Annotated in this window: 13 protein-coding genes; 3 read left to right on the forward strand and 10 right to left on the reverse strand. The window is 71.3% G+C overall.

What is annotated here, in order from left to right; translation table 11 throughout:
• Positions 1-9: 9 nt before the first annotated feature.
• Complete coding sequence (locus tag AC5DRG_RS36540; protein WP_491803929.1) at positions 10-1,302, reverse strand: serine/threonine-protein kinase; 1,293 nt, start codon at positions 1,300-1,302, stop codon at positions 10-12.
• Positions 1,295-4,114, reverse strand: a complete 2,820-nt coding sequence (locus AC5DRG_RS36545) for an AAA family ATPase (protein WP_491803930.1) — start codon at positions 4,112-4,114, stop codon at positions 1,295-1,297. Before AC5DRG_RS36545 ends, AC5DRG_RS36540 begins: the two co-directional genes overlap by 8 nt.
• Positions 4,115-4,601: 487 nt before the next feature.
• On the opposite strand from AC5DRG_RS36545, the gene AC5DRG_RS36550 reads away from it, so the two are divergent.
• Genes AC5DRG_RS36550 through AC5DRG_RS36560 form a run of 3 tightly spaced genes read left to right on the forward strand, consistent with a single transcriptional unit; the run spans position 4,602 to position 9,655 of the window.
• Complete coding sequence (locus tag AC5DRG_RS36550; protein WP_491803931.1) at positions 4,602-5,753, forward strand: DUF3500 domain-containing protein; 1,152 nt, start codon at positions 4,602-4,604, stop codon at positions 5,751-5,753.
• 38 nt (positions 5,754-5,791) lie between these two features.
• The gene (locus AC5DRG_RS36555) at positions 5,792-7,168 is read left to right on the forward strand and encodes a HupE/UreJ family protein (protein ID WP_491803933.1); all 1,377 of its coding nucleotides are present in this window, start codon (positions 5,792-5,794) and stop codon (positions 7,166-7,168) included.
• A 57-nt stretch (positions 7,169-7,225) separates the two neighbouring features.
• On the forward strand, positions 7,226-9,655 hold the full coding sequence (locus tag AC5DRG_RS36560; protein ID WP_491803934.1) for a tetratricopeptide repeat protein: 2,430 nt from the start codon (positions 7,226-7,228) through the stop codon (positions 9,653-9,655).
• A 10-nt stretch (positions 9,656-9,665) separates the two neighbouring features.
• On the opposite strand, the gene AC5DRG_RS36565 is transcribed toward AC5DRG_RS36560, so the two are convergent.
• From AC5DRG_RS36565 to AC5DRG_RS36600, 8 genes are all read right to left on the reverse strand, one after another.
• On the reverse strand, positions 9,666-10,907 hold the full coding sequence (locus AC5DRG_RS36565) for a hypothetical protein (RefSeq protein ID WP_491803936.1): 1,242 nt from the start codon (positions 10,905-10,907) through the stop codon (positions 9,666-9,668).
• 619 nt (positions 10,908-11,526) lie between these two features.
• Positions 11,527-12,201 (reverse strand): TauD/TfdA dioxygenase family protein, encoded by a 675-nt coding sequence (locus AC5DRG_RS36570; RefSeq protein ID WP_491803937.1) that lies wholly within the window; start codon positions 12,199-12,201, stop codon positions 11,527-11,529.
• Between the two features lie 11 nt (positions 12,202-12,212).
• On the reverse strand, positions 12,213-13,259 hold the full coding sequence (locus tag AC5DRG_RS36575) for a methyltransferase (RefSeq protein ID WP_491803938.1): 1,047 nt from the start codon (positions 13,257-13,259) through the stop codon (positions 12,213-12,215).
• A gap of 279 nt (positions 13,260-13,538) precedes the next feature.
• Positions 13,539-14,783 carry a metal-dependent hydrolase family protein gene (locus tag AC5DRG_RS36580; RefSeq protein WP_491803939.1) on the reverse strand — a complete coding sequence of 415 codons (1,245 nt, stop codon included), beginning with the start codon at positions 14,781-14,783 and terminating at the stop codon, positions 13,539-13,541.
• Positions 14,784-14,818: 35 nt separating this feature from the next.
• Entirely contained in the window at positions 14,819-15,646 is an 828-nt protein-coding gene (locus tag AC5DRG_RS36585) for an SDR family NAD(P)-dependent oxidoreductase (protein ID WP_491803941.1), read from the reverse strand.
• 32 nt (positions 15,647-15,678) lie between these two features.
• On the reverse strand, positions 15,679-17,343 hold the full coding sequence (locus tag AC5DRG_RS36590; RefSeq protein ID WP_491803943.1) for an FAD-dependent monooxygenase: 1,665 nt from the start codon (positions 17,341-17,343) through the stop codon (positions 15,679-15,681).
• A 10-nt stretch (positions 17,344-17,353) separates the two neighbouring features.
• Positions 17,354-18,331 carry a quinone oxidoreductase family protein gene (locus tag AC5DRG_RS36595; protein ID WP_491803944.1) on the reverse strand — a complete coding sequence of 326 codons (978 nt, stop codon included), beginning with the start codon at positions 18,329-18,331 and terminating at the stop codon, positions 17,354-17,356.
• A gap of 80 nt (positions 18,332-18,411) precedes the next feature.
• Complete coding sequence (locus AC5DRG_RS36600; protein WP_491803946.1) at positions 18,412-19,332, reverse strand: zinc-binding dehydrogenase; 921 nt, start codon at positions 19,330-19,332, stop codon at positions 18,412-18,414.
• Positions 19,333-19,384: the final 52 nt, after the last annotated feature.

A 19,384-nucleotide genomic window follows, 5' to 3' on the forward strand; every position in this document is an offset into this window, starting at 1 on the left:
GCCGCGTACTCACCCCCTGCCCCGCTCGCGCCGCAGGAGATCCTCGAAGTGGGTCGCCTGGTAGACGTTCCCGGCCCGCCGGTAGGCGTCGGCTGTACGTGTCAGCAGGGCGCAGCGTTCCTGCCGGGTGCGCAGGAGGGTGCTGTTGCGCACCAGTTGCCAGGCCTCGGCGAGCCGTCGTGCGGAGCCGGCCGGGTCGCCCTGCGCGTCGAGCAGACGGGCGAGTTCGTTGAGGAGCGCCAGCCGCATGCCGGGCGTGGGTTCCTGCGCACCGGAGTCCAGGCAGGTGCGCAGGGTGTGGCAGGCGCCGGCCGGATCGCCGTCGGCGGCCTGCTCGCGGGCCTCCTCAAGGGCGTTCTCGCCGGGCGGCGGGCGACGGGTCCCCGCCTCGGCCTCGGCGAGGGCGTCCAGGAGCTGGGTCGCGCTGCGAAAGCGTCGGGCGGGATCGAACTCCAGGCAGCGCAGGACGACCGCGTCCGTCTCCCGCGTCACGGTGTTGTTCAGCCGTGACGGCGGGTCCGCCGGGGGCCCGTCCTTCTTCTGCTGGTACAGCCAGTCGCCGTGCAGCGCGTCGGGCAGCTCGGGCGGCGGTATGAGGTGCGCGAAGGGCAGCCGGCCGGTCAGTCCCTCGTACATCAGCACCCCGAGCGAGTACAGGTCGGAGGCGGGCAGGCTCTCCCCCTGGGACGTCTCGGGCGCCATGTAGGTGAGGGTGCCGGCGACTCCGGGCACGGTGCCGGACTCCAGCAGCCTGGCCGCGAGGCCGAAGTCGATCAGCCGGACGGTCTGGTCCGTGCCCAGCAGGACGTTGTCAGGTTTGAGGTCCCGGTGCAGCAACGGCTGGTCCAGGGCGTGCAGTCCGCGCAGCGCGACACAGATCTGCCGCGCCCAGTTGAAGAGCATTTTGGCGGGAACCGTCTTCAGGCTCCCGAACTGGTCGGCCAGCGTGGTGCCCTGCACGAACTCCATCACCAGGAAGGCCCGGCCGCCGGCGTCTTGGGCGAGCCCGCCGTCGTACACATGGACAAGGTGGCGGCGGGCCTCGGCGTCGGTCATCCCGTCCATCGCCTCGGCCAGCCGCAGAATGTCGGCGAACCGGTCCTGGGCGTCCGCCTCGGTCATCCCCGTGTCCCGGGATAGCTTGCAGGCGACCCGGCGGACGGGGCGGCCGAGGATGCGCTGCTCGCTGAGGAAGACGGCACCGAAGGCACCGCCGCCGATCCACTTGGTGAGCAGATAGCGGTCGTTGATCACCCGGCCCTCGAACGACCGCAGGTCGATCCCGCCCCCCGCGTCACTCATGGCCCGGCCCCGCCTCGTGCGCCGGCGTCGGCGGCTCAGCGGCCGGGAGGAAGCGGACGTCCGTCCAGGGGCCGTCGGGGCCGACGGGGTGGAAGTCGAGTTCGATGCGGGCGCACCGCTGGAACTCCTCCTCGCGGCGCTCCTGTTCGAGGAGGACGGGGTTCTCGATCAGGTCCGACACGATCCTCTTGAGGATGCGGGCGCCCTCCTTGCCACCCAGCTTCTCGTTCAGGAGATGCCCCTGCCCGGCGGCGTAGTGGATCAGCGACTTGGGGACGAACAGTTCCTTCTCGCGTTTGTCCAGCCAGAACTCGCGCTGCTGGTCGACCAGTTTGTGGCAGATGTCGATCATCGCGTCCAGGTCCAGCGGACGGAACACGATGATCCGGCGGATGCGCGCCAGGAACTCGGGGGAGAAGACCGGGCCGCCCTTGGCCCCCCTTCCCACCTGGAGCAGCGCCTCCTTCACCGCGGCGGTGATCTCCTCGCCCGACCGGCCCTCGCGGGTCATCCGGGCGATGATCTCGTGGCCCGCGTTGCTGGTGAGGATGAAGATCGCCCGGTCGCCGTGGGCCTTGACGCCACGCTGGTCGATGATCCAGCCCTCGTCGAAGAGGTTGAGGAAGGGCCGCCAGACCTCGGGGTGGGCCTTCTCCGCCTCGTCGAGCAGGAAGACGCAGTACGGGTCCGCGTTCAGCTCGTTGATGAGCCGGCCGCCGCGTTCGAAGCCGACGTATCCCGGCGGGGAGCCGATGATGCCCGACACGCTGTGTCCCTCGGAGAAGTTCTCCATGGGGTAGGTCTGCAGCCGCTTGGAGGAGGAGTAGAAACTCGCGACGGTCTTCGCCAGCTCGGTCTTGCCCGTCCCGGTCAGCCCGGCGAACAGCAGCACCGAGGCGGGGCCGCCGCTCGCGCCGGCCAGGCCCGACTTGATGCGGCGCAGCTCGCTCGCGACGACCTCCACCGCCTCCCGCTGGCCGAAGACGGAGGCGCCCAACGCCGTGACGTAGTCGGTCCGTTCGCCGCCCGTGCCGGCGATCTGCCCGGCCGGTACGCCCGACACCTCGGCGATGACCCGCACCACGTCCTCGGTGGTCACCGCAGCCCGGGTGTCGCCGAGCTGGGTACGGCGGTAGTCCAGGTCCTCGCAGGCCCGGCGGAGCACCTTGACGGCCGCGAGCGGCAGCCGCTGGTTGAGGATGTAGTCCGCCGACATCACCACCGCCCGGTCGACGGCCCGGTCGTCGACCTCGGCCCCGAACTCCGCCTCCAGAGCGTTCGCCGCCTGCCGCACCATGTCCCGCGCGGAGGCCCGGTCGGGCTCGGTCATGTCGATACGGGTGGTGAGCTCGCGCAGGGCGTGGTCGGCGGCCAGCAGGTCGTCGTACTCCTGGCCGGACAGCACTCCCACGAGGTGGATGCGGCGTTCCTTCAGCGCGCTGCGCAGGGCCAGTACGTGGTCGGAGCCGCCGGGGCCGCGGAGCAGGGCGCCGAGTCCGTCGAGGCAGACGATGAGGTCGGTGCGCCCGGCCACATGGGCGATGATCCTGGCGAGTTTGGCGCCGCTCTCCGACTCCGGTACGTCACGGCAGTCGACCCGCAGCAGGCGCTTACGGCGCAGGAAGGGCAGCTCTCCTGCCGCCGCGCGCCTGGCCAGTTCGCGCACCAGGGTGGTGGCGCCGACCCCGGCGGGCCCGGTGATCAGCACATGGTTGTCGGTCGTACGGTGCAGGGCCCGGCCCAAGGCGTCGAAGTAGCGGTCGAGATGCCGGGCGGGCGCTATCCCCTGGGTCCGCGCCAGCCAGGTGAGGTCCTCGGCGGGCGGCGAGTCAGCGGGTAACCGGAAGGCGACCTCGCGCGGTCCCGAGGCGCGCGCCTCCCGGGCTGCCTGGGCGAGGAGCTCGCGCATCCGGGCGAGGTCCATCCGCAGCGGCTCCGTCTGCAACACCGAGGCCAGCCTCGGCGGGGGATCCGCCAGCAGGGCATCGAGGAGATGCGGTGTGTCGACCAGTTCGGCCCCGCCCATCAGCGCGGCCCGCCGGGCCCGTTGGAGCAGGGCGAGCAGGGGTTCGCCCAGGCCGTCGCGGTGCAGGGGCGGCGCGTCCTTGCCGTGCTGGGAGAGCCGGAAGGCGCCGCTCAGCATGTCAGCGACCTTCGCGAAGCCCAGCTGCGGCGGGATCTGGAGCCGCACGAGCCGCTCGGTCAGCCCCTCCGTCTCGCCGAGCAGGGCGAGGAAACAGTGGGGTGGCAGCAGACGGTCGTACCCCAACTCGCCCGCGCGCTCGGCTGCTTGCTCCAGAATCGCCCAGGCGTCCGCCGAGAACTCCTCCGAGCGCAGCCGCCCGGTGTCGTCGAGCAGCACCGGTGGCGGCTCGGTGCTGACGCGGGCCTGTTCCCGCAGCGCCCGCGCGGCGGCGGCCGTGTCGATGATCCGCAGGAACTTGCGGTCACCGTCGTCGGGATGGTCCAGGACACAGGCGACGAGCAGTTCGAGGCAGACCGGACGTAACCGGCCTGGGTCCTCGGCGAACTCCTTGGCGAAGGTGTCGAGGGCGGCCAGTGTCTGAGGCGTGAAGCGCTCACGCCTTCCGTCGAAATCGAAATCCTGCCCGTCCTGGCCACCTGGGTTGTACACCGCGATGGTTTCCAGGAGGTGCCGGGGCTGGGCGCCTTCGGCGAGCGTGAGAGTGATCGCCGACAGAACTCCCTGGTCACCGGAGTCGATCGCGGCGTAGAAGATGTCACTCGGTCGGACCGTGCCCGAACAGCGCTGGGTCGCGGCCGAGAGAATATCGATCGCGCGTTCGTCCAATAGTGCGTGCGGAGTGAAGATCCCCTGCGAGAAAAGTGACAAAGCGACGGCACCCCCGTACCCATTACCGGCACGCCATGTTCGCGGACAACGCCGCAGCCTACGACGCTTTCCCCGTTCGCTTCAAAGTTTGACACGGGCCCGACAATGCCGCTCGCCGCACTCGTGTCACGGGGGTCGGGAACGGGCCATCGTGGACCAGGCGAACGGGATATATCGGCCTCAATGGGATGGAAAGGTGCGTAAGGTCTCATGCGGGCAGGTTTTTTACGGCAATTCGTCTAGCAGGAGTTTCTTCATTACCTGAAGGTAAGCTGAAGATAAGTGATACGTAAAGCCAAGCGCCTTGAGATGCGAATCACAGTGTTCGGCGATCGAATGTGGCTCGCCCGAACCAATGCCGCAGGGCTTTCTCAAACGCTCTTTTCGAGTGCGGGAAAAGCTTCCCGAAAGTCCTATTGGCAAGCCCTCTGAAGGGAATAGTGAATTGCAGACCAAAAACGCTCACCGCAGGCTGCCGGGCCGTCACAGGAAAGCGGTCGCGGCCTTAGCGGCGGCAGGGACCATTCTCGCCGGCGCGCTCTACGCCAACGCGAACGCCGCATCCGTCGAGGCCAACCCGTCCGCCAATCCCTCCGCCAGCGCACCGGCGCCCACGCCCACGACCGCCGCTTCGTCCACGACCGTGTCGAGCACCGCCGTCTCGGACGTGGTGACCGCCGCCGACGCGTTCGTCGCCACCCTGGACGAGGACCAGCAGGCGGAGGTGCTCCTGGACTTGACGGAGGAGAACGCCACCGCCTGGTCCAACCTTCCGTGCGGTTCGACCTGCCGGGTAGGCATCGCGCTGAGCTCGCTCACCGACACCCAACTGACCGCCGCCAAGGCGGTGTTGGAGGCCGCGGCCGGCACCGGTACCGGCACCGGCTACGACCAGCTCACCGAGATCCTGGCGGCGGACGACTACCTCGGCGAGACCGCCAGCGGCTACGGCAGCGGCAACTACTACCTCGCCTTCCTGGGCACCCCCAGCACCTCCGGCACCTGGCAGCTCCACTTCGGCGGCCACCACCTCGCAGTGAACCTCACCTACGCGGACGGTGAGGTCAGCGGCGCCAGCCCGTTCTTCATCGGCGTGGAGCCGACCAGTTGGACCGACGACGACGGCACCTCGTACGCACCCATGGAAGGGATGCACGACGGGATGGTGTCGATGCTCGACAGCCTGAGCACCACCGAGCTGGCGTCGGCGGAACTCTCCGAGTCGTTCAGTGACGTGCTGCTCGGCCCGGGCGAGGACGGCGAGTTCCCGGAGACCAAGGAGGGCCTCGCGGTCAGTGAACTCACCGACGAGCAGCAGGAGTTGGTGCTCGCGGCCCTGACCCCGTGGGTCGAGGTGGTGGACGACACGAGCGCCGCCGAGCTGCTCAGCACGTACGAGTCGGAACTCGACGAGACCTACATCTCGTACTCCGGCGGCACCGACCTGGACGCCCAGGGCGACTACGTCCGGATCGACGGGCCGAGCGTCTGGATCGAGTTCGTCTGCCAGAACGGGGTGGTCTACTCCGACCAGATCCACTACCACACGGTCTACCGCGACCACACCCGTGACTACGGCGGAGAGTTCTCCTTCTGATGAACCGCCGGCCGATCTCGATGTCATCAACAGCGCGCATGATGGCCGGGATCGCGCTGACGCTGGCGGCGCTGCTTCTCGCGGCGCCGCCGGCCGCGGCGCATCCCATGCCCAACTCGGTGCTCCTGCTCGACGTGCACGAGACGTCGGTGGCCGCCGAGTTGCAACTGCCGGTCGACGACTTCTCGCGGGCGAGCGGTATCAACCTGGCCGACACCGACACCGACACCACGGCGGCCGAGCCGTCCAAGCGCACCGCCGCCGCGATCCGTAGCTACCTGGCCGCTCACCTGCACGCCACCACCACCCAGGGAAAGGCGTGGACCGTCGACTTCGGCGACGTCACGCTGGGCGAGGCCGAGCAGAGCACCTCCGGCACCTACCGTGAGCTGACCGTCCACTCCACGCTCACCCCGCCCTCCGGCGGAGACCTGCGCCGCTTCACCCTCGACTACGACGCCGTCATCCACCAGGTCGTCACCCACACCGCCCTGGTCTCCATCGGCCAGGACTGGGCCGCCGGCCGGGTGAGCGGCGACGACCCGACCGCGGCCATGCAGGTCGGCGTCATCCGCGTCGACACCGGGACCATGACGGTCTCGCCCCTCTCCATCAACCTGGAGAGCGGAAGCGTCTGGGGCGGGACGTTCGCGATGTTCCGGCTCGGCGCGAGCCACATTCTCGAAGGCGCCGATCACCTGCTTTTCCTGCTCATCCTCCTGCTCCCCGCACCCTTGCGCGCGGTCAGGAATCGCTGGCGCGGACTGGTGAACACCGGGACCGCCGTCAAACGCATCGCCCGGACCACCCTCGCATTCACGCTCGGGCATTCCTTCGCACTCGCCCTGAGCGCATTCGGCCACCTCGACATCCCCGCCCAACCGGTCGAGGCATTCATCGCCATCAGCATTCTTGTCGGCGCAATCCATGCGATTCGCCCGCTCTTCCCGGGGCACGAGGCGGTCGTCGCCGGCGTTTTCGGGCTCGGGCACGGCCTGGCGTTCTCCCTCACTCTCGCCGAAATGAACCTGTCGACCACCCAACTCGCCCTCAGCCTCGCGGGATTCAACCTCGGCATCGAAGGAATGCAGCTCCTGCTCGTCCTCCTCGCCCTGCCGACCCTGATCGCTCTCTCCCGGCTGCCCCGGCACGCCGCACTGCGCGACATCTGCGCTGCGCTCACCGCCGGTGCCGCTCTGGGCTGGCTGCTCGACCGCATCGGAATGCCCAACCCGGTGGCCCGCGCGGCGGACAGCGCCGGGACGCACACGGCCCACCTGTTCCTCGTCCTCAGCGGTGCGGCTCTGCTCTCCGCACTCTGGATGATCGCCGACCACCGTCGGGACGAAACCAGAGGAGGACACCCTGAGGAAGCCGACGGGAGGACCGAGCCGAGGGCCCTCAGCACCCGATGATGGTCGTGTCGCCTCGATACCATTGCGGCGATGGCGAGTTGGGGGAGTGGGTCCGGCGTGGAACCGTTGATGGGCATGGCGTTCTCGGCTGTCGCCACGGTCGCTTCGAGCGCCGTTTCCGGAGCCGGTGGCGAGCTGGGCAGACGGATCTCGGAGCGGCTCTACGACCTGTTGAGCCGCGGCCGTGCCGGGGACACCGGGTCCGGGACGGGCGGTACCGGCCGCCCCGCTCTGCCTGTCACCCTGCCCGTCACCGAGCCCGAGCGGGCGGCGGCCGCGTTACGGCTCGTCGAACTCGCCGAAAGCTCCCCGGAGTTCGCGCGGGAGGTGACGGAATGGGTCCGTGAGGCCTCCTGGCTGGCGCCGCGTTCCGTGCCCGCCGTCGCACACGGTGCCTCCCGTCCGCAGATGCTGCCACCGACGACAGCCGTGTTCACCGACCGCGCGGACGTACTCGCGTGGATCACGGCCCTTTTGGACGAGGAGCGCCGCGCGCCCGGTGCGCCGACGATCGCCGCGCTCACGGGTCCGGGCGGCATCGGCAAGTCCGCCGCAGCCGTCCACTGTGCGTTCGAACTGGGGGAACGGTTCCCCGACGGCGTCCTGTTCGCCGACCTGAACGGCGCGTCGGCCGCAACCGCCCTCCCGCCTTCCGACGTCCTCGCACGGTTCCTGGAACGGCTCGGGGTTCCACCCGACATGGTGCCGGGCGACGAGGCGCGGCAGCGGGATCTGTACCTCGACTGCACGGCCGACCGGCGCATGATCGTCGTACTCGACAACGCCCATGACGACGCCCAGGTCATCCCGTTGCTCCCGGCCTCGCCGGGGTGCCTCGTCCTGGTGACGAGCCGGCACCGGCTGGGGCGCCTCGTGGCCGGCCACGGGGCTCGGCCGTTTCCGCTGGGACCGCTGTCGACCGAGGATTCCGTCAGCCTGATCAGGCGGGTCGTCGGAGGCGACCGCCCGGCCGCCTCCGACGCGGTCGTCCGGGCCGTGGCGGAGGGCACCGGCGGGATTCCCCTCGCGGTGTGCACCACGGGCGCAGGGCTGGCCGTCCGGGAACACCTGACCTGGGAGCGCGTCGCGCGGCAACTGTCCGACCGGATCCACGGCCACGACCAGGAAGCCACCGCCATGGAAGACGGCAGCCCCGACGGCCCGGGGGCTCCGGCCGATCCCGTCCGGCTCGCCCAGGACGTCTCCTACGGCGAACTCACCCCCGCCTGCGCCGCCTTGTACCGCGCGATCGCGGTGTGGGCCTGGCCGACCGTGACCGTCATGTGCGCCGCCCATGCCGCAGGCGTCGCGGAGGCCGAAGCCCGGGCGCTCCTTGAGCAGTTGGCCCGGGTGCATCTGTTGGAGGAGGTCGGGGAGGAGCGCTACCGCTTCCACGACCTGACCCGGGCACACGCCCGCGAACTCGCCTCCGCCGAGGACGGCCACGGCCGCATGTCGGCCTCGGTCCGCCGGGTGGCGGTCGCGCATCTACGTTTCGCGGCGGGCGCGGACTTCCGGGTCATGCCGCTGCGCTGGCGGCTCGGCCCCGCCTATCAGGGGCTCGCCCTCCCGGAAAACCGTGAACGGGCGGACGGCAAGCACGCGTTGGCGGAACTGCGCCGTGAACGGGAGAATCTCGCGGCGGTCATCCGGGGCGCCGCGCACCACGGTTTCGACGACCTCGTATGGCAGTTGTGCGAGGCCATGTGGGGCCTGCATCTGCTGCTCGGCTTCCACGCCCAGTGGATCGACACGCACCTGCTCGGGGTCGAGGCCGCGCGACGCGGCGCGGAGGAGTTCGGCGACCCGCGTGCCGTGGGCCGCATGTGCACCCAACTGGCCTTCGGTTACATGGGAGTTGGCCAGGCGGTCGACGCCGAGAACGCCCTCGTACAGGCCAGGGCGGCGGATCAGGCCTGCGGCCACCATCGCGGGGAGGCGACCGCCGTCGAGGCTCTGGGGCTGCTCCGCCTCAGGACTTGGAAGTTCGAGGCGGCCCAGCGGTGCTTCGAGGAGGCGCAGGAGATTCTCGGCCGTATCGGCCAGGGCGAGGACGGGTGGAAGGACGTCCCTCGTGCCACAGCCCTGTTGGAGCACCACATCGGCCGCGCGCAGACCAAGCAGGGTCAATTCACCGCCGCCGTCGGCCGGTTGAACGACGCCCTCGCACGGTTCCGCGAGCTGCCGGGCGGCGACCCGTACAACGAGGGCCGCGTCTACATGAGTCTGGGCGGCGCACACCTGGAGGCGGGGGACGCCGAGCTCGCGCGGGTGTGCCTGGACAAGGCCGTCAAAGCGATGACCGAGGCGGGCGCGGGGCTGCAACTCGCCGACGCCGTCCTGGCGAGGGCCGAGTGCCATCGCGCCTTGGGCCGCCCGGCGGAGGAGGCGGAGGATCTGCGCACCGCCGAGGCGTGCTTCGAGGCGAACGACGACCAGGTCGGCCTCGAACGGGTCCGCGCTCGGCTGGCCGTGGTGGAGACGTGAGGATCCCGACTCAAGGAGAGAGCGGCTCGACCGCCACACGGTGCTCTGCGCCACCGGTGCGCACGGTGATCTCGGGACCCGCCGAAGCCAGGGACCTGCCACTCGCCGTCCAGGCGTACAGCGCCGAGGCGTAGACGGCGGGATCGCACAGGTCGCGGCGCCCGTCGGCGTCCGGGGCCGCGGACAGCCGTACGAGATCCCCCTCGCGAGTGCGGACGACACAGCGGTCCGGCCCCTCGACGTAGGCGACCAGCCCGCAGTACCGGTAACGGTCAAGCGCCTCCGACGCCCAGGCAGCCGGCGGACCGAGCCGTGGGTCGTCCGCGGCCGCATGCCGTACGACGATGTCGGCGACGCTCAGCCGGCCGGTCTCCCGGGTCTCCTCGTCGACCACCGTGTGCGCGGAGTCTGCCTGTGCGGCCGGGGCTTCCGACGGGTCCGGCTCGTCGCCGGCGACGGCGTACCGGACGACGGCGACCTCCGGCGGATCCGTACTGACCTGCCGGACGAGGACCCGGATCGGCGCGGTGACGCGAACGGGGGCGTAGGGCGGCAGCGGCAGCGGGTCGAGCAGTGCCGGATGGCCGTCGGGCTCGGGGAGGTCCATGAGGCCGTAGAACAGGCGGCGCAGGAGGGCGGCCGACTCGCCCGGTGCCGAACTCGTCTGCTCCGCCAGGTCCTTGTAGCGGGCGGGATCGTGCGAGGCGATGGCCCGGTCGATCTGTGCGCGGAGGCTGCCGCGGCGGCTGAGTCGGGGAGCCGTACGGCCGAGGGCGGCCACCGGGGAGTGCGGGTCGAGGTCCTCCTGGGGGAACGCGCCGAGGAGGACGGGGATGCCTATGGATGCCGCGTAGTAGGTGACGCTGGAGTGGTCTCCCAGCACACAGTCGGCCGCGATCAGGGCCTGTCTCCACCCGTCGAGCGGTGGGATGACGTCGAGGCCGGCTCGCCGGGCGTTGTCCAGCCAGGCGCGGACCTGGCCGGGGCCGTGGCCGTACCAGATGTTCGGATGCAGGACGGCGGCCGTCCGGTACTCGTCGGCGGGCAGCTCCGCCGCCAGTCGTGACAGCAGCCAGGGCAGCAGATCATCCCCGGCGCCGCCGAAGAGGGAACGCGGTGCCCAGGTCGAGCTGACGACGATCAGCCGTTGGCCGGGGCCGACGCCCAAGGTGCGGCGGAAACGGTCGCGTTGGGGGAGAGCGGCGAGGATGCGGTCGTAGCAGGGATCGCCCGCGAGTACGGCGGTGGGCACCGCCTCGGGGCAGGACGACCGCAGTCTGTCCAGCTGTTCGGGGTGCGAGAGGACCGTCGACGTCGCGAGTGGACGCCCGTCGGCCAGGAGCCAGTCCGGCGACAGGCCGAAGACCGGACGTCCGGTGTCCGGTGTCCGGTGTCCGGTGTCCGGTGTCCGGTGTCCGGTGTAGCCAGCCTCTTATTGTATCCGGCTCCATGTGACAGCACGGCCAACTGGCCCTGTATCGCGCCCAGTTCGCCGCCGTAGCTCGCAGCCACCGCCAGGTCGAACGCCGTGTCCTTGGCCTGTTCCCAGGGGAGGACCGGCAGTCCCGCCCGAGCCAGCAGCTCGGGCACTCCGGCGAGGAACGGGGACGAGCCCGTGCAGGTGGCGAACATCTGTACGCGGACATCGCTGTGGAACAGCGGCATGACGTCCAACAGGCGGGTCGCCGACGTCACGTTGTGCACGACGAACAGAACGCGACGACAGCCCACGCGCGTGACCCAGCGCTCCGCGTCCTCACCCACCGGTACGCGCAACCGCGCTGCCCCACCTGTCACCGCGGCCTTGTTCCCCTGACGTGATCGAGTCCGTTGTCGCTGTCGTCGCTCTGGATGCTATCGGGGGTACACCTCTACCCGGCCTCCGCCCTGATGCTCACCCGGTGCACCCTCCTCAAGGTGCCCGGTGCCAGATCGGTGGCGCTGTGGTAGGTGGTCGCCGTCTTCCACAGCACCAGGTCCCTGGGGCGCCAGCGGTGGGTGTAGACGTGATCCGGGTCCTGCCTGAGCTCCGTGATCGACAGGCCGAGGTGTTCCGGGCCGATCCGCAGCCGCTTGGCCGCGGTGTGCAGGGCCGTGCGCCCGGCGACCTTGTCCTTCCATTCCGAGGGCAGCCGGTCATAGACGTCGACGGCGCTGGCGAACAGGGTGTGGCCGGTGGTGCTCGGCACGTCCACGCCGTGCAGCAGTGTGTACGTCTCCGGGGCGGGCGTGCATGACGAGTCCTGGTGCCAGAAGTTCCCCGCTCGTGCCACGCCGACCGGCTTGCCGTCCCGGATCTCGTTCGACAGCACCATGATCTCCTGGTGGTCGGGGTGCGACTGTCTGCGCAGGGGCACCGGTTGACCGATCCGGGCGGCGAGCAGCACCTGCTGGGCGGGCGTCAGCTCGACGTCCCGGACGACGACCAGCTCGCTGCGGTGGACGAGGTCCAGCACCTCGTCGAGGGCTTGCCGTCCCGTGAGGTCCCGGCTGGTGACGCCGGTGACCTCGGTGCCGATGAAGGAGCTCAGTTCCCTGGTGCGCATGTGGCCTCCTGTCAGATCTTGCGCGCCACGAGGGCGCCGTTGGCGCCGGGGGCGTCGAGGATGAAGTCGACCCGGGAGACGTCGGAGAAGCCGGCCTTGCGCAGCAGCGACTCGTACTCCGCGCGGGAGTAGTTCCGGCCGTGCGACGTCTCCAGGAGCATGTGCAGGCTGGAGACCGCGCCGGAGACCGGTCCCGTCCCCTCGTCGTCGACGAACGACTCGGCCACGATCACCGCGCCGCCCGCGTCGAGCGCGGCGAAGCACTTGCGGGCCAGCACCAGGTTCTCCTCCTCGCTCCAGTCGTGGAGGACGTTGGAGAGCAGGATGACGTCGTGGCCGCGCGGCAGGTCTTCCTGCCAGAAGTCCCCGGCGATCACCTCGACCCGGTCCCCGGCGCCCGCGTCCTCGACGGACTGCCGGGCCAGTTCGCACACCACCGCCCGGTCGTAGACCGCGGCCGACAGCGCCGGGTGATGCGCGGTCAGCTCGATGCAGAAGGCTCCCGAGCCGCCGCCGACGTCGAGCAGCTTCCGGTACGGGCCGAAGTCCACGGAGAGCGCGAGCGCCCTCGCGGTGAACATGGCGCCGGAGTACAGCGCCTGCCAGAACATGTCCTTGAGCATGCCGTCGCCGTCGAAGACGCTGGACGCGGCGGCCGTGTCCCAGGTCATCGGCCGGTCCTCGCGCAGCGCCTGCTCCAGGTGCAGCCATCCCGAGTAGGCCCTGCGGTCGTTGAAGCGGATGAAGTCCCCGAAGTAGTACCGCTTGCCGCGGATCAGGAACTCGTCCGCGAGGCGGGAGTTGCGGTAGCCCTCCGCCGTCCGCTCCAGCAGACCGAGAGCGGCGCAGCCGACCAGCAGCATCTTGGCGGGACGCTCGGCCAGACCGACGGCTTCGGCGAACTCGGCGACCTCCATGCCCCGGGAACCGTCCAGGGTGCCGAAGACGTTCAGTTCGAGGGCGGTGGCGAGAACCTTGGAGATGCGGAAACCGGCGGCCATCTCCATCAGCGGCACGGGCGTGAGCGGGACGGTTCCGGTGTGCGGGTGCTTGTACACGGCGGCTCCTCGGCTGTACGGAGGGATCAAGGACACGGAACGCGTCGCGGCGCCGGCGGTGCGGGTTCGTCCGGGAGACCCAGCAGGCGCGAGGCGGTCGTCCGGCCTCCCGGAGCGAGCAGCGCACAGCCCAGGGGGATGGTGAGGTGCTCCGGGGTCCGGGACACAGAGGCGCCGGTCGCGGGTGGTTCGGCTTCGGTACGCATGTCGGTACGCATGAGGGAAGCGTCGCCCGGGCCGGTGGAGACGCGATCGAGCTCTGCTCCACACCCCGTCCGGCTACTCCGGCACCCACCGCGGCGACCGTACGGCGACCCCCTTGGCCAGCACCATTCGCAGCTCGCGGAGGGCGGCTATGTCGTGGAGCGGGTCGCCCTCGACGGCGATGAGGTCGGCGCGCATGCCCGGCGCGATACGGCCCGTCACCGTGTCCACCCGCAGGGCGCGGGCGGCACGTGAGGTCGCCGCCTGGAGTATCTCCTCGGGCGGCAGACCGAGCCGGGCCATGCCGAGCAGCCCGTCCACGTAGGCGTGATGGGGCGCCCCGTCCGTGCCCGCGTCGGTGCCGGCGACGACGAGGACGCCTTCCCGGTACAGCACCGGCAGGGCGGGCAGCTGGTGCCGCTCCCCTCGGTCCCAGCGGTTGGTGAAACGCCGGCTGATGGTGGGGCAGACGTGGATCCGGCCCGCGACGAGGCGTCGTACGAGCTCGGGGTCGGGGACGATGGACTCCGTCGCGTCGACGAAGCTGCAGTGCTCGACCGTGTGCACCCCGGCCCGTATGGACGCGGCGATGCCGTCCGTGCCGTGCGCGTGTACGGCCACGACGAGGCCCGCGCGGGCCGCCTCGTCGACCACCGCCGCCAGTTCGGCCTCGCTGAACTGCCGCTCCCAGGAAGCGGGGCCGGTGGTCAGTGAGCCACCGGTCGCCATGACCTTGATGAGGTCGACGCCCGCTGCCGCCTGGTCCCGTACCGCCTGCCGCAGGGCCTCCTCGCCGACGCAGGTGCCGCCCATGAACCAGCAGTGACCGTCCGGCGATGTCAGCGGTGCCCCGGACACCACGAGTTCGGGGCCCGGGGCGAGGCCCGAGCGGATCGCGTCGCGGACCCGCACCCCGAGTCCGGCGGGCGCGCCGAGGTCCCGGGCCGTCGTCACCCCCGCCGTCAGCAGTTCGGCGGCGTTGCGCAGCATCAGCGCGTACAGCTCCTCGTCCGATGCCGCGCGCATACGGTCCATGGCGCCGCCGGCGCCGTCCAGGGCGAGGTGGACGTGGCTGTCGATGAGGCCGGGGAGCAGCGTCAGCGGCCCCAGGCCGATGTGCTCGCTGCCGCGCCGCAGCCGGTCGGGCAGCTCGCGACTGGGACCCGCCCAGCGGATGACCTCGCCGTCCACCAGCACCCCGCCGTCGCGGATGCATCTGCCGCGGTCACCTGTGATCATCCGGTCCGCCGTGTAGTACTTCACCGGGCTCTCGATTCCGCCGTGGGTGCCGGGGCGACGTGAGGACGTGCGGCCCGGCACCCACGGCCTGCTCCGGCCCCCAGGCTGCGGCCAGGTCAGTAGTTGCCGAGACCGCCGCAGACGTTGAGGGCCTGGGCGGTGATGGAGGCCGCGACGTCCCCGGCGAGATATCCGACCAGCCCGGCCACCTCCTCGGGGGTCGAGTACCTGCCCAGCGGGATCTTCGCCTGGAACCTCGTGAGCACGTCCGCCTCGGTGGTGCCCCAATGCGCGGCGTAACCCTGCCGCACCCGGGCCGCCATCGGGGTCTCCACATAGCCGGGGCAGACGGCGTTCACGGTGATCCCGGACAGGGCGAGTTCCTTGCCGAGCGCCTTGGTGAAGCCGATGACGCCGTGCTTGGACGCCGAGTACGGGGCGGCGAGCTCCACGCCCTGTTTCCCGCCGGTCGAGGCGATGTTGATGATGCGGCCGTGGCCGCGGTCGAGCATGCCGCCGCGGGAGAGCACCTCACGGGTGACGCGGAAGACACTGTTCAGATTGGTCTCGATCACGGACTCCCACAGCTCGTCGGGGAGTTCGGCCGTCGCACCACCGCCGCCGCGCCCGGCGTTGTTCACCAGGACGTGCACCGGGCCATAGCGCTCCACCGCCGCGTGGACGAGGTCCTTGACCGCGCTCTTCGAGGTGACGTCGGCCGCGATGCCGTCGGCGTCGAGGCCGCGGCTGCGGAGCTTGTCGGTGACGGCGGCGACGCTGTCGCCGTCCCGGCCGCAGATGAACACGGCGTGCCCCTGCTCACCCAGGAGGTCGGCGCAGGCGAGCCCGATGCCGCTCGTGCCTCCGGTGATCAGCGCGACGCGCCGCTCTTCCGTCTTTCCTGCCGCTGCCTTCTCTACAGCTGCCTTCTCTACCGCTGCCATGGATGGTCCTTTCGAACTTCGGGACGGTGGGGTCAGGCCGCGCTGTCGGCCCTGTGCAGGACGTGCCGCAGTACCCGGTCGATCTCCGCCTCAGGGGCGTCGTGCGAGCCCGGGGCCCGCCAGGCCACGAACCGGTCGGGCCGCACCAGCACGGCCCCGGCGTCACCGATGCCGTACGCGGCGGTGAACGCGCCTTCCGTGTCCCGCAGTTCGGCCTCGGGGCCGATGCGGTGCACCCGCAGCCCGACGCCGAGGGCCCGGGCGGCGGCCGTGGCACCCGTCGCCCACGCGGCGCCGTCGGCCCCGGTGAGCAGGACGAACGAGCGGCCGAAGAGGGCCGTGGTCGAGGACGGTGTGCCGTCGCGGCCGACGAGCGGGACGTACGGGGCGTGGGACCCGGGCCGGCCCGTGGGGTGCACGGGGTCCTCGAACAGGTCGCCGCGGTCGCCGGGTTCGGTGAGGACCGCCCCCTTCGGGTACCGGTACCCGAAGGCGATCACGGGCGGGGGCAGGGGTGGGGTCATCGACTCGTCGGCGAGTTCGGGGGAGATGCGGTCCACGAGGTTCGTGAACTGCTGTTCCACCAACTGCTCGGCGTACGGGCGGCGTTCGGCGTCGTGGCTGTCGAGGAGTGCGTCACCGGCCGTTCCGTCGAGCACGGCGGCGAGTTTCCACGCCAGATAGAGACCGTCCAGATAGGCCGTGTTGCCGCCCATGCCACCGGTCGGCGGCATGACATGCGCGGCGTCGCCGACGAACAGGACCCGCCCCTCGCGGAACCGCTCGGCGACCCCGCAGGAGATCTCCGTCTCGCCGATCTCCTCGATCTTCAGCGGGGTGTCCGGGATACCGAGGTCGGTGCGTATCTGTTCGGCGACGGTGTCCTCGCCGGCCCACCAGCCGTCCGGGAGTTCCGGGGTGAGGTTGCGGAAGTAGCCGTAGAGGCTGGGAACTTCGGTGTTGAAGAGGACCGCGCGGCCGACGTGCAGGGCCGTGAACCGCCGGCCGTCCGCGGCGCCGTCGGTGTGCGCGAGCTGCTCGCGCAGGTCGGCCTGGAACAGGACGCGCAGCACCCTGCCGACCGTGCCGCGTCCGCGCATCGCGATGCCGAGGGACTGCCTGATCCCGCTCCGCCAGCCGTCGGCGGCCACCAGGTACCGGGCCCGGACGGTACGGCGTTCACCGGTGACCGTGTCATCGGTGACGGCGGTGACCCCGGTGGCGTCCTGGGTGAGCGAGGCCAGCCGGGTCGAGAAGCGCAGTCGGGCACCCAACTCCCGGGCCCGGTCGGCGAGTACGGCCTCCACCCCCGACTGGCTCGCGGTGCCCCAGTCCTGCGGCGAGACGTGCCGCATGCCGAGTTCGGCACCGCTCATCAGGGTGCGCAGCACCGGCCCCGCCAGGGTTTTGGCGACGACCATGTGGAAGTCGCTGCGGTAGGCGCGGCTCCGCTCGCGTACGGCGTCGGCGGCGCCGGCTATCTCCAGCGCCTCCATGGTGTGCGGATACTGCCCGGTGGCCTTGACCGCGGTCGAGGTGCCCGGGTGCCGCTCGACGACCAGCGCGGGCACACCGTGCAGGCCGAGGAAGACGGCGGTGCTGAGGCCACCGGGCCCGGCACCGGCCACGAGGACGGGCACGGTCTCGTCGGGCGGGGTGGTCGGCGGGGCCTCGGTGCGGGCCTGTCGTTCTGTCATGTCCGGCTCCTCAGGGGACGAGTACGACACGGCCCAGGTGCGAACGGCCTTCGATGATCCGGTGTGCCTCGGCCGCGTCGGCCAGCGGCAGCCGGGCGTGCACGGCGACGCGCAGATCGCCCGCCGTGACCAGGCGGACCAGCTCCCGGCGGGCCTCGGCGACGCGTTCCGGGGCGGCCTTGGTCCAGACGTCCAGCGAGGTGCCCACCACGTAGGTGAGACCGAGGAGTTCGGTCATCGAGACCTTCGCGACCTCGCCCCCGGCCCCGGCGAAGCCGTAGTAGACCAGGCGCCCGTACGGCTTCAGCAGCCGTAGCCCGTCGTGGAACACCGAGCCCTCGACACTGTCCAGGACGATGTCGACGCCCTGCCCCCCGGTCAGCTCACGGACGCGGTCCGCCCAGTCGGGCCGGCTGTAGTCGACGACCTCGTCGGCGCCGTGCGCGCGCACGAAGTCGGCCTTGGCGGGCGAACTGACGGTCCCGATGACCCGGCCCGCGCCCCGGAGCTTCGCCAGCTGGGTCACCAGGTGCCCGATGGCGCCCGCGGCGGCGTGCACCAGTACGGTCTCGTCCTTGCCGAGCCGGGCGGCGTCCAGGACGCTCCAGGCGGTCTGGGCGGTGGAGCCCAGCGCGGTGGCGGTGGCCGCGTCGACGGAGTCGGGTACGGCGAGGGTGCGCGCGGCGTCGACGACGACCTGGTCCGCGTACGCGGCGGGCACACCGAAGGCCACGACCCGGTCACCGGGCCGCGCTCCCTGCGTGTCCGGGCCCAGGGCCGCCACCCGGCCGACCACGTCACCGCCGGGGCGTCCCGGCAACGGCGACGGGAACGGGGTGGTGTTGGCGCGCAGTTGGGTCTCGATGAAGTTGACGCCGACGGCCTCGGTGCGCAGCAGCAGCTGGCCCGGGCCCGGGGCGGGCACGGACACGTCTTCGAGGCGCAGGACGTCGGGGGAGCCGTGCTCGGCGTAGCTGATCAGTCGCATGGTGAGTCCTCGCGGTGCGGTGGCGGGGGTGTGCCGTCCCGGAAGCGGTGCGGCAGTCGGTCGTACGGTCCGGGCCGCCCTCAGATGGACAGGACGACCTTGCCGTTGATCTCGCGGGAGTACAGGGAGCGGACGGCTCGGTCGGGATCGGTCCACGGGGTGACCAGGCCCGGTTCGGCGATCAGCCGTCCGGTCGCCGCGAGGTCCACGAGGAGACCGAGATCGGCCGGTACGGAGCGCCGCGTGACCTCGTCGAGCAGGAAGAGGTACTCAAGCCGGACCCCGGGCCGTGCGTGGCCCCAGTCGGCGGGCAGGCGCAGTTCGGCGCGGACGGTGTTGCCGAACACGGTCGCCACACCGCCGGCCCGCAGCAGTGTGTAGCCGGCGCTGAACACCTCGCCGCCGACGCTGTCGACGAGGATGTCGGCCGGCGTGGTCGGCGGGGTGTCGTAGCCGGTGACGACCTCGGCCCCGAACTCGGCGAGTCCCGCGCCGCGCGCCGGTGAACGGACCCAGGCGGTCACCTCGGAGCCGCCCGCCCGCGCCAGTTGCACGGCCAGCCGGCCGACTCCACCGCTCGCCCCGGTGACCAGGACCCGCTTGCCGAGCAGCCAGCCGGCGCGCTGGAGGGCGTAGAGCGCGGTGAGTCCCGCGACCGGCAGGGTGGCCGCGTCGGTGTCCGTGAGGCCGTCCGTCAGCACGGCCATGCGGTCGGTGCGCAGCGCCACGAGTTCGGCCCACGCGTTGTTCTCGGCCAGGCCGGCGATCCGTGCTCCGGCCGGCGGTCCGCTGCCGTCGGCCGCCGGGCGCAGCACGGTGCCGACCACGTCCAGGCCGAGGGACGAACCGACCGGGCGGTGCCGGGCCAGCAGCAGGTCGGCCCGGTTGAGGGCGGAGGCGTGGACCTCCACGAGTGCCTCGTCGGGGCGAGGGCGGGGGTCGGCCACGGACCGCAGTTCCAAGGCGAGCGGCTCGACTCCGGTGGTTACGAGTGCCTTCATGCTTCCTCGTCAGCGCAGTAGCGGTGGATGTCCTGAGGTGTAGTCCCGCCCA

The organism is Streptomyces sp. JLBG701 (genome assembly GCF_058544905.1).

What these genes read in the sequence shown, in the direction of transcription:
- AC5DRG_RS36570 (WP_491803937.1), bottom strand. Translation starts at nt 12,201, where the DNA reads ATGCGCACCAGGGAACTGAGCTCCTTCATCGGCACCGAGGTCACCGGC.
- AC5DRG_RS36590 (WP_491803943.1), bottom strand. Translation starts at nt 17,343, where the DNA reads ATGACAGAACGACAGGCCCGCACCGAGGCCCCGCCGACCACCCCGCCC.
- AC5DRG_RS36540 (WP_491803929.1), bottom strand. Translation starts at nt 1,302, where the DNA reads ATGAGTGACGCGGGGGGCGGGATCGACCTGCGGTCGTTCGAGGGCCGG.
- AC5DRG_RS36585 (WP_491803941.1), bottom strand. Translation starts at nt 15,646, where the DNA reads ATGGCAGCGGTAGAGAAGGCAGCTGTAGAGAAGGCAGCGGCAGGAAAG.
- AC5DRG_RS36600 (WP_491803946.1), bottom strand. Translation starts at nt 19,332, where the DNA reads ATGAAGGCACTCGTAACCACCGGAGTCGAGCCGCTCGCCTTGGAACTG.
- AC5DRG_RS36555 (WP_491803933.1), top strand. Translation starts at nt 5,792, where the DNA reads ATGATGGCCGGGATCGCGCTGACGCTGGCGGCGCTGCTTCTCGCGGCG.
- AC5DRG_RS36595 (WP_491803944.1), bottom strand. Translation starts at nt 18,331, where the DNA reads ATGCGACTGATCAGCTACGCCGAGCACGGCTCCCCCGACGTCCTGCGC.